This window comes from Citrobacter sp. R-1.5.2 (assembly GCF_035064245.1).
Lineage (GTDB): Bacteria > Pseudomonadota > Gammaproteobacteria > Enterobacterales > Enterobacteriaceae > Citrobacter.
On sequence record NZ_JASEYC010000013.1, the window covers coordinates 18,812 to 31,346 of the forward strand.

The window sequence follows — 12,535 nt, forward strand, 5'->3', positions numbered from 1 at the left end:
TATCCGGCCTACAAACGATCAGTAAGCCCTGTAGGCCCGATAAGCTTGCGCCATCGGGCATCACACTTCTCTTACGATGTTTTACATCAGAAAAGCGATGCCGTTTCCAGTTCCCGCTATCCTTGCTCTATGAACATTTCCTCGCCTCGGCGATGTAGTGTAGAATGCGGCGTTTCACTAAAACAGACGTTAAGCTCAGAACAGCGACTTCTCAGAGCCTGCCCAGGCAGGCGTAAGGCACAATAATTACACTATATGAAGAACATACGTAACTTTTCAATCATAGCTCACATCGACCACGGTAAATCGACGCTGTCTGACCGTATTATCCAGATCTGCGGTGGCCTGTCTGACCGTGAAATGGAAGCGCAGGTTCTCGACTCGATGGATCTTGAGCGTGAGCGCGGTATTACTATCAAAGCGCAGAGCGTGACGCTCGATTTCAAAGCATCTGATGGTGAAACCTACCAGCTTAACTTTATCGACACCCCGGGCCACGTTGACTTCTCTTATGAAGTTTCTCGCTCGCTTGCTGCCTGTGAAGGCGCACTGCTGGTCGTTGATGCCGGGCAGGGTGTTGAAGCGCAAACACTGGCTAACTGCTATACCGCCATGGAAATGGATCTGGAAGTGGTGCCGGTACTGAACAAAATTGACCTGCCAGCCGCCGATCCAGAGCGTGTGGCGGAAGAGATTGAAGATATCGTCGGTATCGATGCGGCTGACGCAGTCCGTTGCTCGGCGAAAACCGGTGTTGGCGTGACCGACGTTCTTGAACGTCTGGTACGTGATATTCCGCCGCCGGAAGGTGACCCGGAAGGCCCGTTACAGGCGTTGATCATCGACTCCTGGTTCGATAACTATCTCGGTGTGGTCTCGCTGGTCCGTATTAAAAACGGTACCATGCGTAAAGGCGACAAAATCAAAGTGATGAGTACCGGTCAGGTCTACAACGCCGACCGCCTGGGTATCTTTACGCCGAAACAGGTTGACCGTACCGAACTGAAGTGTGGCGAGGTAGGTTGGTTAGTTTGCGCCATTAAAGACATCCTCGGTGCACCGGTAGGCGATACCCTGACACTGGCGCGCAACCCGGCGGATAAACCCCTGCCTGGCTTTAAAAAAGTGAAGCCGCAGGTATACGCGGGTCTGTTCCCGGTCAGCTCCGACGACTACGAAAACTTCCGTGATGCGCTTGGTAAGCTGAGCCTGAACGATGCTTCCCTGTTCTACGAACCGGAAAGTTCTACCGCGCTGGGCTTCGGCTTCCGCTGTGGCTTCCTGGGGCTGCTGCACATGGAGATCATTCAGGAGCGTTTGGAACGTGAATACGATCTTGATCTGATCACCACCGCGCCGACCGTAGTTTACGAAGTGGAAACCACCGCGAAAGAGACTATCTACGTCGATAGCCCGTCCAAGCTGCCACCACTGAACAACATCTACGAACTGCGCGAGCCGATCGCTGAATGTCATATGCTGCTGCCGCAGGCATACCTCGGCAACGTTATTACGCTGTGTATCGAGAAGCGTGGTGTACAGACCAACATGGTTTACCACGGTAACCAGGTTGCGCTGACCTATGAAATTCCAATGGCGGAAGTGGTCCTCGACTTCTTCGACCGTCTGAAGTCAACGTCTCGTGGCTATGCGTCGCTGGATTATAACTTCAAACGTTTCCAGGCCTCCGACATGGTACGTGTTGATGTTCTCATCAACAACGAACGCGTTGATGCGCTGGCGCTGATTACCCACCGCGATAACTCCCAGAGCCGTGGCCGTGAACTGGTCGAGAAGATGAAAGATCTGATCCCACGTCAGCAGTTTGATATCGCAATTCAGGCGGCCATTGGTACGCACATCATTGCGCGTTCAACGGTTAAACAGCTGCGTAAAAACGTTCTGGCTAAGTGCTACGGTGGTGATATCAGCCGTAAGAAAAAGCTGCTGCAAAAACAGAAAGAGGGTAAAAAGCGAATGAAGCAGATCGGTAACGTCGAACTGCCGCAGGAAGCCTTCCTCGCTATTCTGCATGTCGGTAAAGACAGCAAATAATCTTAAGGAGTTGGCATGGCGAACATGTTTGCCCTGATTCTGGTGATTGCCACACTGGTGACGGGCATTTTATGGTGCGTAGATAAGTTTGTCTTCGCGCCAAAACGCCGGGAGCGCCAGGCTGCGGCACAGGCCGCTGCAGGCGATTCACTGGATAAAGCGACGCTGAAAAAAGTGGCCCCTAAGCCGGGCTGGCTGGAAACCGGTGCATCCGTTTTCCCGGTACTGGCTATTGTGCTGGTGGTGCGCTCATTTATTTATGAACCATTCCAGATCCCGTCGGGTTCGATGATGCCAACACTGTTGATTGGTGATTTTATTCTGGTAGAGAAATTTGCCTACGGAATTAAAGATCCTATTTATCAGAAAACGCTAATCGAAACAGGCCACCCGAAACGCGGTGACATCGTGGTATTTAAATACCCGGAAGATCCACGTCTGGACTACATCAAACGTGCTGTCGGTTTACCGGGAGACAAAGTGACGTACGATCCGGTGGCGAAAGAGGTCACTATTCAGCCAGGATGCAGTTCTGGTCAGGCTTGTGAGAACGCGCTGCCGGTAACCTATTCCGATGTTCAGCCAAGCGATTTTGTGCAGACGTTTGCTCGTCGTAACGGCGGGGAAGCGACCAGCGGTTTCTTTGAAGTTCCTCTGAACGAAACGAAAGACAACGGCATTCGCCTGACCGAGCGTAAAGAAACGCTGGGTGAGGTAACACACCGCATTCTGATGGTGCCAATCGCGCAGGATCAGGTGGGGATGTATTACCGTCAGCCGGGTCAGCAGTTAGCCACCTGGATCGTTCCACCGGGGCATTACTTCATGATGGGTGATAACCGTGACAACAGCGCGGACAGCCGTTATTGGGGATTTGTACCGGAAGCGAATCTGGTAGGTAAAGCGACCGCAATCTGGATGAGTTTCGACAAACAAGAAGGTGAGTGGCCAACCGGCGTTCGTTTGAGCCGCATTGGTGGTATCCACTAATTGCTGATAATTGTTCACGCTGTCGTCTTAATAACGACAGCGTGAATTATTTCTTGGATTAATTCCCTCAGACTAACGACATCCCTTGTCGTTGTGTATAGAATATTCCCCCGAAGTTTTAGGTTGGCACCGTCAGGTTGCCACGGCACACGAAACAGCATTGGTCTCTCTAATGACGGGTGTATATCAGGTCTGTTTCGTGTGCTGAATTGTTGACGCATTCATTTATTGGTATCGCATGAATCCCATCGTAATTAATCGGCTTCAACGGAAGCTGGGCTACACTTTTAATCATCAGGAGCTGTTGCAGCAGGCATTAACTCACCGTAGTGCCAGCAGCAAACATAACGAGCGTTTAGAATTTTTAGGCGACTCTATTTTGAGCTTTGTTATTGCGAATGCGCTGTATCACCGTTTCCCGCGTGTGGATGAAGGTGACATGAGCCGCATGCGCGCCACGCTGGTGCGTGGAAATACGCTGGCTGAATTAGCCCGTGAATTTGACCTCGGTGAATGTTTACGCCTGGGGCCGGGTGAATTGAAAAGCGGCGGTTTTCGTCGCGAATCAATTTTGGCGGATACCGTCGAAGCGTTGATCGGTGGGGTCTTCCTCGACAGCGATATTCAGACGGTTGAACAGCTGATCCTGAACTGGTATCAAACGCGTCTGGACGAAATTAGTCCGGGCGACAAACAAAAAGATCCGAAAACGCGCTTGCAGGAATATTTGCAGGGTCGCCACCTGCCGTTGCCGTCTTATCTGGTGGTGCAGGTCCGTGGCGAAGCGCACGATCAAGAATTTACAATCCACTGCCAGGTCAGCGGCCTGAGTGAACCGGTGGTTGGCACAGGTTCGAGCCGTCGTAAGGCTGAGCAGGCTGCCGCCGAACAGGCGTTGAAAAAACTGGAGCTGGAATGAGCGAAGAGAAAACTTACTGCGGATTTATTGCCATCGTCGGTCGCCCGAACGTCGGCAAATCCACCCTGTTGAATAATCTGCTTGGGCAGAAGATTTCTATTACCTCACGTAAGGCACAGACAACTCGTCACCGTATTGTTGGCATCCATACCGAAGGCGCGTATCAGGCAATTTATGTTGATACCCCTGGTCTGCATATGGAAGAGAAACGTGCCATCAACCGTCTGATGAACAAAGCGGCAAGCAGTTCTATCGGTGACGTTGAGCTGGTCATTTTTGTCGTGGAAGGCACGCGCTGGACGCCGGACGACGAGATGGTGCTCAACAAACTGCGTGACGGTAAGGTGCCGGTTATTCTGGCTGTGAATAAAGTCGACAACGTTCAGGAAAAAGCCGATCTGTTGCCACACCTGCAGTTCCTGGCAAGCCAGATGAATTTCCTCGATATCGTCCCGATGTCTGCCGAAACTGGACTGAATGTCGATACTATCGCGGGCATCGTGCGTAAACATCTGCCGGAAGCGATTCATCACTTCCCGGAAGATTACATCACCGATCGCTCTCAGCGTTTTATGGCCTCTGAGATCATCCGCGAAAAACTGATGCGTTTCTTGGGTGCTGAGCTGCCTTATTCTGTCACCGTCGAAATTGAGCGTTTTATTTCTAATGAGCGCGGCGGTTACGACATCAACGGTCTGATCCTCGTTGAGCGTGAAGGGCAGAAGAAGATGGTGATTGGTAATAAAGGTGCCAAAATCAAAACCATCGGCATTGAAGCCCGTAAAGACATGCAGGAGATGTTCGAAGCGCCTGTACACCTGGAGTTGTGGGTGAAAGTGAAATCCGGCTGGGCCGATGACGAACGCGCGCTGCGCAGCCTCGGTTACGGCGACGACCAGTAGTTTTAATACTCTATGGCTTTCGAGGTGCAGGAAGGCGGCAAGTCCGCGAATCCCCGGGAGCTTACTCGCGTAAGTGACTGGTGTGAACGGGCGCAGCCAACGCACCTGCAACTTGAAAGACGACGAGTATTATGATGGAAGGATGGCAACGCGCTTTTGTCCTGCATAGCCGCCCGTGGAGCGAAACCAGTCTCGTGCTGGATGTCTTCACGGAAGAGTCTGGCCGCGTGCGCCTTGTCGCCAAAGGCGCACGTTCTAAACGTTCCAACCTGAAAGGCGCACTCCAGCCTTTTACCCCGCTGTTACTTCGCTTTGGCGGCCGTGGTGAGGTGAAAACCTTGCGCAGTGCGGAAGCCGTATCTCTGGCACTCCCCCTTAGCGGTATCACGTTGTACAGCGGCCTGTACATCAATGAACTCATCTCGCGTGTGCTTGAGTATGAAACCCGTTTTTCTGAACTCTTTTTCGACTACCTGAACTGCATTCAGGCACTGGCTGGCGCGACAGGTTCGCCAGAGCCGGCGCTGCGTCGCTTTGAACTGGCCTTACTTGGCCACCTGGGCTACGGCGTGGATTTCACCCACTGTGCGGGCAGCGGCGAGCCGGTAGATGACACCATGACCTACCGCTATCGGGAAGAAAAAGGATTTATCGCCAGTGTTGTTATCGATAACAGCACCTTTACCGGACGCCATCTGAAAGCACTTGAATCGCGTGAATTTCCTGATGCTGACACGCTGCGTGCTGCGAAACGCTTTACCCGTATGGCCTTAAAGCCGTATCTTGGTGGTAAGCCCTTAAAGAGCCGCGAATTATTCCGGCAGTTTCTGCCGAAGCGAAAATAAAATAACGAGGATTGTCATGGCTGAATTACTGTTAGGCGTCAACATTGACCACATTGCCACTTTACGTAATGCTCGTGGTACCGCATACCCGGACCCGGTTCAGGCAGCGTTTATCGTTGAACAGGCTGGCGCGGATGGCATCACCGTACACCTGCGTGAAGACCGTCGCCATATCACCGACCGCGACGTACGTATTCTGCGCCAGACGCTGGATACGCGCATGAATCTGGAAATGGCGGTAACCGAAGAAATGCTGGCTATCGCCGTAGAGACGAAGCCGCATTTTTGCTGCCTGGTGCCGGAAAAACGTCAGGAAGTCACGACGGAAGGGGGGCTTGACGTTGCGGGGCAGCGTGACAAAATGCGCGATGCCTGCAAGCGACTGGCTGATGCCGGAATTCTGGTCTCGTTGTTTATCGATGCGGATGAAGAACAAATTAAAGCGGCTGCCGACGTGGGCGCTCCGTTCATTGAGATTCATACCGGTTGCTATGCTGATGCGAAAACCGATGCTGAACAGGCGAGTGAACTGGCGCGTATTGCTAAAGCGGCGACTTTTGCTGCCAGTCTGGGCCTGAAGGTGAATGCCGGTCACGGTTTGACGTACCATAACGTTAAAGCCATTGCGCGGATCCCGGAAATGCACGAACTAAACATTGGGCATGCCATTATCGGACGTGCGGTGATGAGCGGGCTGAAGGACGCGGTAGTGGAAATGAAACGTCTGATGCTGGAAGCGCGTGGCTAATGGCGATTCTGGGTTTAGGCACGGATATCGTGGAGATTGCGCGGATCGAGGCGGTGATCTCCCGCTCCGGTGAACGCCTGGCCAGACGGGTCCTGAGTGACAACGAATGGGCCATCTGGGAAACGCATCAGCAACCGGTGCGTTTTCTGGCAAAGCGCTTTGCGGTAAAAGAGGCGGCAGCAAAAGCCTTCGGTACCGGCATTCGCAATGGGCTGGCGTTTAATCAGTTTGAAGTCTTCAACGATGAACTCGGTAAACCGCGTCTGCGGTTATGGGGGGAGGCGTTAAAACTGGCGGAAAAACTGGGTGTCGCGCATATGCATGTAACGCTGGCCGATGAACGGCACTACGCTTGTGCCACGGTGATTATCGAAAGCTAGTTTCAGGACGTTGCCGGATGGCGAGGCGTCTTATCCGGCCTACGGGTTATGCGTTTTTTACAGGTGCTGGGTAGGCCTGATAAGCGTTAGCGCCATCAGGCTTCATCGCCGGATGGCGACGCGGCTATAGTTTATCCGCGTGATGCATCAATACAAACTTATCCCACAGCTGTTCTTCGGTTTCGCTATGTGCCGGGTCTTTCAAAATTGTGTTGGGGATCGGACACACTTTCTGACAGGTTGGTGTGTCGTAATGGCCTACGCATTCTGTACATTTGTCGCTGTTAATCTCGTAGATGCTCTCACCCATCGAAATCGCCTCATTCGGGCATTCGGGTTCGCACATATCGCAATTGATACAGCGTTTAGTAATTAGTAAAGACATTTCAATGAATTACCGTCAAATCATTTTAAAATCAGCAAGTTAAAGAGTTTCTCTATCGCTCTCTATTATTTACTTACTGTATGTTGATACAGTGTATTTAACCCTGATAAACTCAGTCCAGTAACACAAAGCCGCAACACATTGCATTTTGTCACGCTGAAAAGACCTGCATGTGTGAGCTTGTTTTCTGTGCCTTCACAGATAAGGATTGAGAATGCCGCGCACTGTAACACATAAACCGGATAGCCCCAATAATGACGATGTTTTAGCCTCGTCTGAAAAGTGGGATGCCTGTAAACCCCCCTATACCAGCTCACACATGAAAATCTGTGTTGCTGCCGCCAAAACTATCCTCTCCGCTTCTGGCGTCGCCCGTCGTTCCAAATACGAAAAAGAAAATTATCTCCGTATTGATTTTAGTAAAGCAGGTAAGGTGACCTTTTACGCTGAGTTCCCTAAAAAGATGGGGCTGAAAGGTAAAAAACTTGGCGAATGGCCGGAACTCGCAATTCAAATAGCCAGAGAGAAAGCATCAGAAATGGCAGAGGGTGGGTTGCGTGCTGAATCCGTCCACGCCGCTTTGGAAATGTACCGTGACGACCTTAAAGCAAAAGTCGACCGGCAGAAGTTAAGTCCTGATAGCTTCACGACCTACGGGGTACGTATCGACAGAATCAAAGCAACGTTCGGAGAGCGTGAAGTATTCAGTGATGTGACATACAGTCGGCTGGTGGATGTTCTGGATGAGTGGATCGCAACACGTTCCAATAATAACGCGCTAGAATTATTTGGTGAGCTTCGTCGGTTCTGGAAATTTTGTGCTCCTACACTTTGCAATGGGCGTAACATTGCCGCCAGTTTGCCAGATGATTATGTTTCTTCTCGTGTGCAGAAACCAACCCCAACGCGACTATTTACGGATATTGAATCAATCGCCCGCCTTTGGCTCAATGTGGCTGCCTGCACCTCTATACACCAGAAAAATGCCGTTAGATTCATGATTATTACTGGCGTTCGCCCGATAAACATTAATAACTTGCGCTGGGATTACGTCAACGAGGATGCAGATGAAATCGTTTATCCAGAAGGCGTGATCGGTATGCGCGGGGCGATGAAAACACAAAAGGCTTTCCGTCTGCCAATAACGCCAGAGATCAGGAGGATTATCGACGAGCAGAAAGCCTGGCGCGATTCAGTTCCTGAGTGCAATAAAGATTATGTGTTTTTGCAGCCGCGCGACCCTATGCAAGCATTTTCAAAACGATCACTGGATAAACTGGTGAAAACATACAGCCCGGAAGGGGCGGTAAAGGGTATGAAACATGACGGGACAATAAAAGGGAAAGAGGGGGCATTTAATACGATGTGCCGTAAATTCCTTAAGAGCAATGTTATTGCCCTGATGAAGGAAAGAGGCTACTCCCGATCAGATAGAAGGGAAGTAAGCCTCCTGTGCCTTCACCATTCCAGCAAGTCAGATGACCCGATGGCAGAACACTACGACTTTTCAGATGAGATTTTGCAGGAAGAGATTGCGTTAAAGCGCGAGGCATTTGAGGCTCACGAGCGGAGCATACTCGCGCAGGTTGCACTGCTAAGACGACGGGGTTAATACTGGCTCCGGCATTTCTGGATAAAAGCCTCTACATTACGGCGCTCATAGCGAACGACTTTAGCGCTGAATTTTACAGGGGCTAATGTAGAACGGTGCCGGTGTTCTGTATTCCATTTACATAATGTTTTTTGCGTAATCCCTAATTTCTGGCATACCTCGTCCGGAGTGAGGAGATCATCAGGTTGTTCAGTCATGTTATTCCTCACTGTTATCGATGGTGATGATGAGCCGCTTCCAGATAGCTGAGACATACTTAGCCTGATGTTTTGCATCGGCTAGGGCATTATGCATGTCACCTTCAAACGGTATGTCCCGGCGTGGGTTGATTCCTATTTTCCTTCCTAATTCGACGATAGTTCGGACATCACGATCATTCCAGAATTTCCACATGCAGGGGATTAATTCACGGTCATAGCTGGAGCGGAGGATTACATTATCAAAGGTAGCGCCATTACCCCAGACCTGAACTTTATCAATGTCAGAGTTATCAAGAATAAAGGTATTCAGCTTTATCAGGGCGGCTGAAATCGTTGTCGCATCCTCATCGCAAATAGCCATTCGAGCTCCTTCGCTTTGCCGCATCCACCAAATTATTGTTTCATGGTCAGGAACGGCACCTCCAGCAATCGCGCTTTTCAGGCTAACAACCCGGTAAAATTCAGGGCCCAGTTCACCAGTTGAAGGATCAAAAAACACAGCACCGATAGAGACGATGGGGGCATTTGGTTTATTCCCCATAGTTTCAAGGTCGATCATTAAATGGTTCACGTTAAATATTCTCCCGTTTCTTCGCTTCTGCGATGGCTTCATCAATAGCCTGACGAACAGTCATAACCGGGTAATTACTGTCATTGAGCATCATGGCGTTCCTCTGGAAATTAGCGTCAAACTTCCAACCGTAAGACGTACCGTAATACTCATTCAGCCTTTTGTTCTGAGCATCAAGCCAGTCGAGGCGCTTTGTATCCTCAGAACCATCCGGCGTTACCGGCGCTGGTTGCTCTTTGATGTGCAGACGCGGCTCACCATCTTTCGCCTCCGGCCACTGGCGGGTTTTGTTAACGGCCAGCTTTTCTACCATCGCCAGCGTAATCTGCTCATCACTGATACCGGCACGACGTTGCGCATCCCATAACAGGAATTGCATGTCAGCCCATTCGCTAAGGTCGCCTGGTTCAGCAGCAGCCTCGAGCGCTTCTTTGGAAAGGTGCTTCAGCGGACCAACTGGACCGACATCGCCGAAAGTAGCCTGTGACCACGCTGCATGCTCACGGCGTACCAGCTTGCGGGCAATAGCCCCATCAATCACCTTCAATACATCAGCGAGAATGTATGCTCTGTTCCCGCCGTTTGAGTACTGGGTATCATGTTGCAGGTGCTCGCGTATCTGGTGCAGGCGATCGACAGATACAGGACCGTGCACCGGGTGGTTTGTGCTTTTAGTCATTCCATGCCTCCAGCTCGTTCTGGATTTCCTCGTCGACCTCGTCATTTGTGGCATCTTCGTTCAGATAGTCGCGCGCCTCTTTGAGATACTGTTCGCGGCGTTCGTGGTACCAGGCAGAGAACTCCGGCGACCACCCTCGATTAGCCCCCTGAAAATCTACCATCGCATTATCCTCTGCCATACGCTCGACCATGCAGTCGGCAGTTGTCAGGGCGCATTCCCGGATGTAACTGCGAAGGTGGTGCTTACGCCAGTACGGACTGTATTTTGAATCGCAGCGGCTTTTAAATTCGACAGTCCAGCGACGGATGCAACGTGCGTTCAGTGATTTACTCATTGTGTTGCTACCTGTCTGGCTCTATTCAATAACTGGTTAAACATCATGGTTAGGTTGTTACTGCACCCAAATGGCATATCGTTAACACGGTATGTTGGAATGCCCTTGCGAACACCAGACTTCACGATCCGGCCTGTACCATAGAGTTGCGATAATGCGCCAGCGACCGCGGGGGTCTTTTTATTCATGCCTTTGGCGATTTCACCGCTGGTGGTATTCGGATGAGCCTGGAGATATTCAAATACGGTCATGGCGTTTTACCTTTACGTTCCTGTTCCAGTTGCACCAGAGACTCTTTTAATGCTGCGAACGTAGCGTCCAGTCTGGTGGCGACTTCGCGCATAAGCGGTGCATGCTTTGGTGGCAGTTCAGCAACGGAGGCAAAAGCCTCCGCAACGAGTTCTTTTACCTTCATGCGGCGCATTGGCGCAGCTCCACCAGTTCGTTAAAGCGGTTCATGAACAGGCCATAGGCTTGACCAGGACGGAGAGGGATAACCTGAACGAGAGCAGAGCAGGGAATACCTTCGAGAATTTCCCACTTCGAACCGTCATCGATTTCCAGATCACGGCGCTCGGTAGCTAACATGGTTAGATCGGCATATTTCACGACGGCAGCTTGCTCAAGCTGGATACCGAATTTAAAGCGGATAAGACCATCAATATAAGTTTCCATGCGCTGGTAGTCAGGCAGCAAGGCTTTGAGCGGGGCCGGAATATCTTGGCAATATGCCTCCGCAGCGTCGTGCATCAGCGCTTCAAAGGCGAACTCTGGCGGCACAATCTGGCTTACAAGCACAGAGTGCTGAGCCACGCTGTAGAACTCTGGGAGATGCCCAGCGAATCGACAGATGTTGGAAAGAGCAGTCGCGATATCCTCAACATCGATATCGTCGATTGTGGCGGTCAGATAGTTAAATTTTTTACCGGATAATGTCTGAATGTAGCTCATGGTTTTCTCCATATTGGCGCGCTGCACCGCGCAGATTTTGGTTGCACGAATCCCTCGCCGGGTGGCGATAATTAATGGAATTACGCTTCAATAAATCCCCGCGGCGCCGGGGATTTAATGCAGAGCAATTAGGCTTTAAAGTTACCGATGAAAGTTTCCACTGATTCACCTTCGAACTTGCTGATCAGCAAATCGCGGAATTCGTTGGCGATCTCTTCTTCCTGGGCTTCAAGTTGGACGATGCGCAGAACAAAGCAGGGTTCATCGCTGGTCAGCAGGCTGTTACGCAAGCTAAAGCGGCGTTCGCCCAGACCTTCATACGGCACACATTTGAACTCGAACGCCACAGGCATTACGTCTTTGCTGCTTGCTTCAACGCTTTGCATCAGCGATTTTTTACCAGCGAAATCACCAGTTTCATGGTCCTGCTGTGTTGCTTGCTGAATAGTGATACGACGCACAGCCTGAGCAGCCTGGGAAATCTGCATCGTATTGCCATCAGCATCAAACGCCAGGAGGTAATCGCTCCAGTCTTCCAGCCATTCGGCGATTTGCTTTTGCTTCAGGCGTTGACCATCGATCTGCAATAGCGCGCGGAACGGGGCGGTTTTCTTCAGGGTGATTGAAGCAACGTTATCGGCGTGACCGGGATTATCCAGTGTGCCGATGTTGAACACTGAACGGGCGGTCATGTTGTCAGCGTCAATAAAGCAACGAGCTGGCTCACTGTCGCTGGCGTAACCTTTAGAATAACGTGCGAAGTCGTCAATACTGGTTGTGGCCATGGTGCCACGAAAGCGGAAACGCTCCAGAGAAAAGCGCTCGAGGCTTTCAACGCCAGTACCCTCTGGCAGTAATGCGGTCGGGCAAGCCAGGCCATGAATATCATTCAGGTGATAACCGGAAAGAACCAGGTCTTTGACCTGCTTGAAGGTACTGCTGTCTAACTGAGACATAAAAA

The 12,535-nt window shown here is 51.0% G+C and carries 15 protein-coding genes and 1 pseudogene; 8 read left to right on the forward strand and 8 right to left on the reverse strand.

Annotated features, from left to right (window positions below; all coding sequences use genetic code 11):
- Window positions 1-255 precede the first annotated feature (255 nt).
- The 7 genes from lepA (at window position 256) to acpS (ending at window position 6,839) form a co-directional block, all read left to right on the forward strand.
- Window positions 256-2,055 (forward strand): translation elongation factor 4, encoded by a 1,800-nt coding sequence (gene lepA / locus QMN38_RS19730; RefSeq protein WP_005130327.1) that lies wholly within the window; start codon window positions 256-258, stop codon window positions 2,053-2,055.
- A gap of 15 nt (window positions 2,056-2,070) precedes the next feature.
- Window positions 2,071-3,045, forward strand: a complete 975-nt coding sequence (gene lepB, locus QMN38_RS19735; RefSeq protein ID WP_048210888.1) for a signal peptidase I — start codon at window positions 2,071-2,073, stop codon at window positions 3,043-3,045.
- Between the two features lie 238 nt (window positions 3,046-3,283).
- A complete protein-coding gene (gene rnc / locus QMN38_RS19740; protein ID WP_003037579.1) occupies window positions 3,284-3,964 on the forward strand; it encodes a ribonuclease III in 681 nt (226 codons plus the stop codon).
- Window positions 3,961-4,866, forward strand: coding sequence for a GTPase Era (gene era / locus QMN38_RS19745; RefSeq protein ID WP_271440665.1), 906 nt, complete (start codon window positions 3,961-3,963; stop codon window positions 4,864-4,866). Before rnc ends, era begins: the two co-directional genes overlap by 4 nt.
- A gap of 134 nt (window positions 4,867-5,000) precedes the next feature.
- The gene (recO, locus tag QMN38_RS19750) at window positions 5,001-5,711 is read left to right on the forward strand and encodes a DNA repair protein RecO (RefSeq protein ID WP_137383480.1); all 711 of its coding nucleotides are present in this window, start codon (window positions 5,001-5,003) and stop codon (window positions 5,709-5,711) included.
- Window positions 5,712-5,727: 16 nt separating this feature from the next.
- Window positions 5,728-6,459, forward strand: coding sequence for a pyridoxine 5'-phosphate synthase (gene pdxJ / locus QMN38_RS19755; RefSeq protein WP_137383470.1), 732 nt, complete (start codon window positions 5,728-5,730; stop codon window positions 6,457-6,459).
- Window positions 6,459-6,839 (forward strand): holo-ACP synthase, encoded by a 381-nt coding sequence (gene acpS, locus QMN38_RS19760; protein WP_005130319.1) that lies wholly within the window; start codon window positions 6,459-6,461, stop codon window positions 6,837-6,839. The genes pdxJ and acpS overlap by 1 nt, the downstream gene beginning before the upstream one ends.
- Window positions 6,840-6,963: 124 nt before the next feature.
- Here acpS and QMN38_RS19765 read toward each other — a convergent pair whose 3' ends face one another.
- Window positions 6,964-7,224 carry a YfhL family 4Fe-4S dicluster ferredoxin gene (locus QMN38_RS19765; protein WP_323605730.1) on the reverse strand — a complete coding sequence of 87 codons (261 nt, stop codon included), beginning with the start codon at window positions 7,222-7,224 and terminating at the stop codon, window positions 6,964-6,966.
- Between the two features lie 214 nt (window positions 7,225-7,438).
- Here QMN38_RS19765 and QMN38_RS19770 point away from each other — a divergent pair, with 214 nt between their 5' ends.
- Window positions 7,439-8,836, forward strand: a complete 1,398-nt coding sequence (locus QMN38_RS19770) for a tyrosine-type recombinase/integrase (RefSeq protein WP_323605731.1) — start codon at window positions 7,439-7,441, stop codon at window positions 8,834-8,836.
- A 198-nt stretch (window positions 8,837-9,034) separates the two neighbouring features.
- Here QMN38_RS19770 and QMN38_RS19775 read toward each other — a convergent pair whose 3' ends face one another.
- The 7 genes and pseudogenes from QMN38_RS19775 to QMN38_RS19805 form a co-directional block, all read right to left on the reverse strand.
- Window positions 9,035-9,607 (reverse strand): 3'-5' exonuclease, encoded by a 573-nt coding sequence (locus tag QMN38_RS19775; RefSeq protein WP_323605732.1) that lies wholly within the window; start codon window positions 9,605-9,607, stop codon window positions 9,035-9,037.
- A 139-nt stretch (window positions 9,608-9,746) separates the two neighbouring features.
- Window positions 9,747-10,136, reverse strand: a pseudogene (locus tag QMN38_RS19780) (DUF550 domain-containing protein); the annotation flags it as partial.
- A 142-nt stretch (window positions 10,137-10,278) separates the two neighbouring features.
- Entirely contained in the window at window positions 10,279-10,623 is a 345-nt protein-coding gene (locus tag QMN38_RS19785; protein ID WP_048216131.1) for a hypothetical protein, read from the reverse strand.
- Window positions 10,620-10,874: a hypothetical protein gene (locus tag QMN38_RS19790; protein ID WP_199994444.1), complete on the reverse strand. Its 255-nt coding sequence runs from the start codon at window positions 10,872-10,874 to the stop codon at window positions 10,620-10,622. The genes QMN38_RS19785 and QMN38_RS19790 overlap by 4 nt, the downstream gene beginning before the upstream one ends.
- Complete coding sequence (locus tag QMN38_RS19795; RefSeq protein WP_001253786.1) at window positions 10,871-11,047, reverse strand: hypothetical protein; 177 nt, start codon at window positions 11,045-11,047, stop codon at window positions 10,871-10,873. The genes QMN38_RS19790 and QMN38_RS19795 overlap by 4 nt, the downstream gene beginning before the upstream one ends.
- Window positions 11,035-11,574, reverse strand: coding sequence for an HD family hydrolase (locus QMN38_RS19800; RefSeq protein ID WP_323605733.1), 540 nt, complete (start codon window positions 11,572-11,574; stop codon window positions 11,035-11,037). The genes QMN38_RS19795 and QMN38_RS19800 overlap by 13 nt, the downstream gene beginning before the upstream one ends.
- 128 nt (window positions 11,575-11,702) lie before the next feature.
- The gene (locus tag QMN38_RS19805; RefSeq protein ID WP_323605735.1) at window positions 11,703-12,530 is read right to left on the reverse strand and encodes a YfdQ family protein; all 828 of its coding nucleotides are present in this window, start codon (window positions 12,528-12,530) and stop codon (window positions 11,703-11,705) included.
- Between the last annotated feature and the right edge of the window lie 5 nt (window positions 12,531-12,535).

Excerpts from the sequence above, each read along its gene's own strand:
- lepA (WP_005130327.1), top strand. The coding sequence starts at position 256 with ATGAAGAACATACGTAACTTTTCAATCATAGCTCACATCGACCACGGT.
- lepB (WP_048210888.1), top strand. The coding sequence starts at position 2,071 with ATGGCGAACATGTTTGCCCTGATTCTGGTGATTGCCACACTGGTGACG.
- rnc (WP_003037579.1), top strand. The coding sequence starts at position 3,284 with ATGAATCCCATCGTAATTAATCGGCTTCAACGGAAGCTGGGCTACACT.
- era (WP_271440665.1), top strand. The coding sequence starts at position 3,961 with ATGAGCGAAGAGAAAACTTACTGCGGATTTATTGCCATCGTCGGTCGC.
- recO (WP_137383480.1), top strand. The coding sequence starts at position 5,001 with ATGGAAGGATGGCAACGCGCTTTTGTCCTGCATAGCCGCCCGTGGAGC.
- pdxJ (WP_137383470.1), top strand. The coding sequence starts at position 5,728 with ATGGCTGAATTACTGTTAGGCGTCAACATTGACCACATTGCCACTTTA.
- acpS (WP_005130319.1), top strand. The coding sequence starts at position 6,459 with ATGGCGATTCTGGGTTTAGGCACGGATATCGTGGAGATTGCGCGGATC.
- QMN38_RS19765 (WP_323605730.1), bottom strand. The coding sequence starts at position 7,224 with ATGTCTTTACTAATTACTAAACGCTGTATCAATTGCGATATGTGCGAA.
- QMN38_RS19770 (WP_323605731.1), top strand. The coding sequence starts at position 7,439 with ATGCCGCGCACTGTAACACATAAACCGGATAGCCCCAATAATGACGAT.
- QMN38_RS19785 (WP_048216131.1), bottom strand. The coding sequence starts at position 10,623 with ATGAGTAAATCACTGAACGCACGTTGCATCCGTCGCTGGACTGTCGAA.
- QMN38_RS19790 (WP_199994444.1), bottom strand. The coding sequence starts at position 10,874 with ATGACCGTATTTGAATATCTCCAGGCTCATCCGAATACCACCAGCGGT.
- QMN38_RS19795 (WP_001253786.1), bottom strand. The coding sequence starts at position 11,047 with ATGCGCCGCATGAAGGTAAAAGAACTCGTTGCGGAGGCTTTTGCCTCC.
- QMN38_RS19800 (WP_323605733.1), bottom strand. The coding sequence starts at position 11,574 with ATGAGCTACATTCAGACATTATCCGGTAAAAAATTTAACTATCTGACC.
- QMN38_RS19805 (WP_323605735.1), bottom strand. The coding sequence starts at position 12,530 with ATGTCTCAGTTAGACAGCAGTACCTTCAAGCAGGTCAAAGACCTGGTT.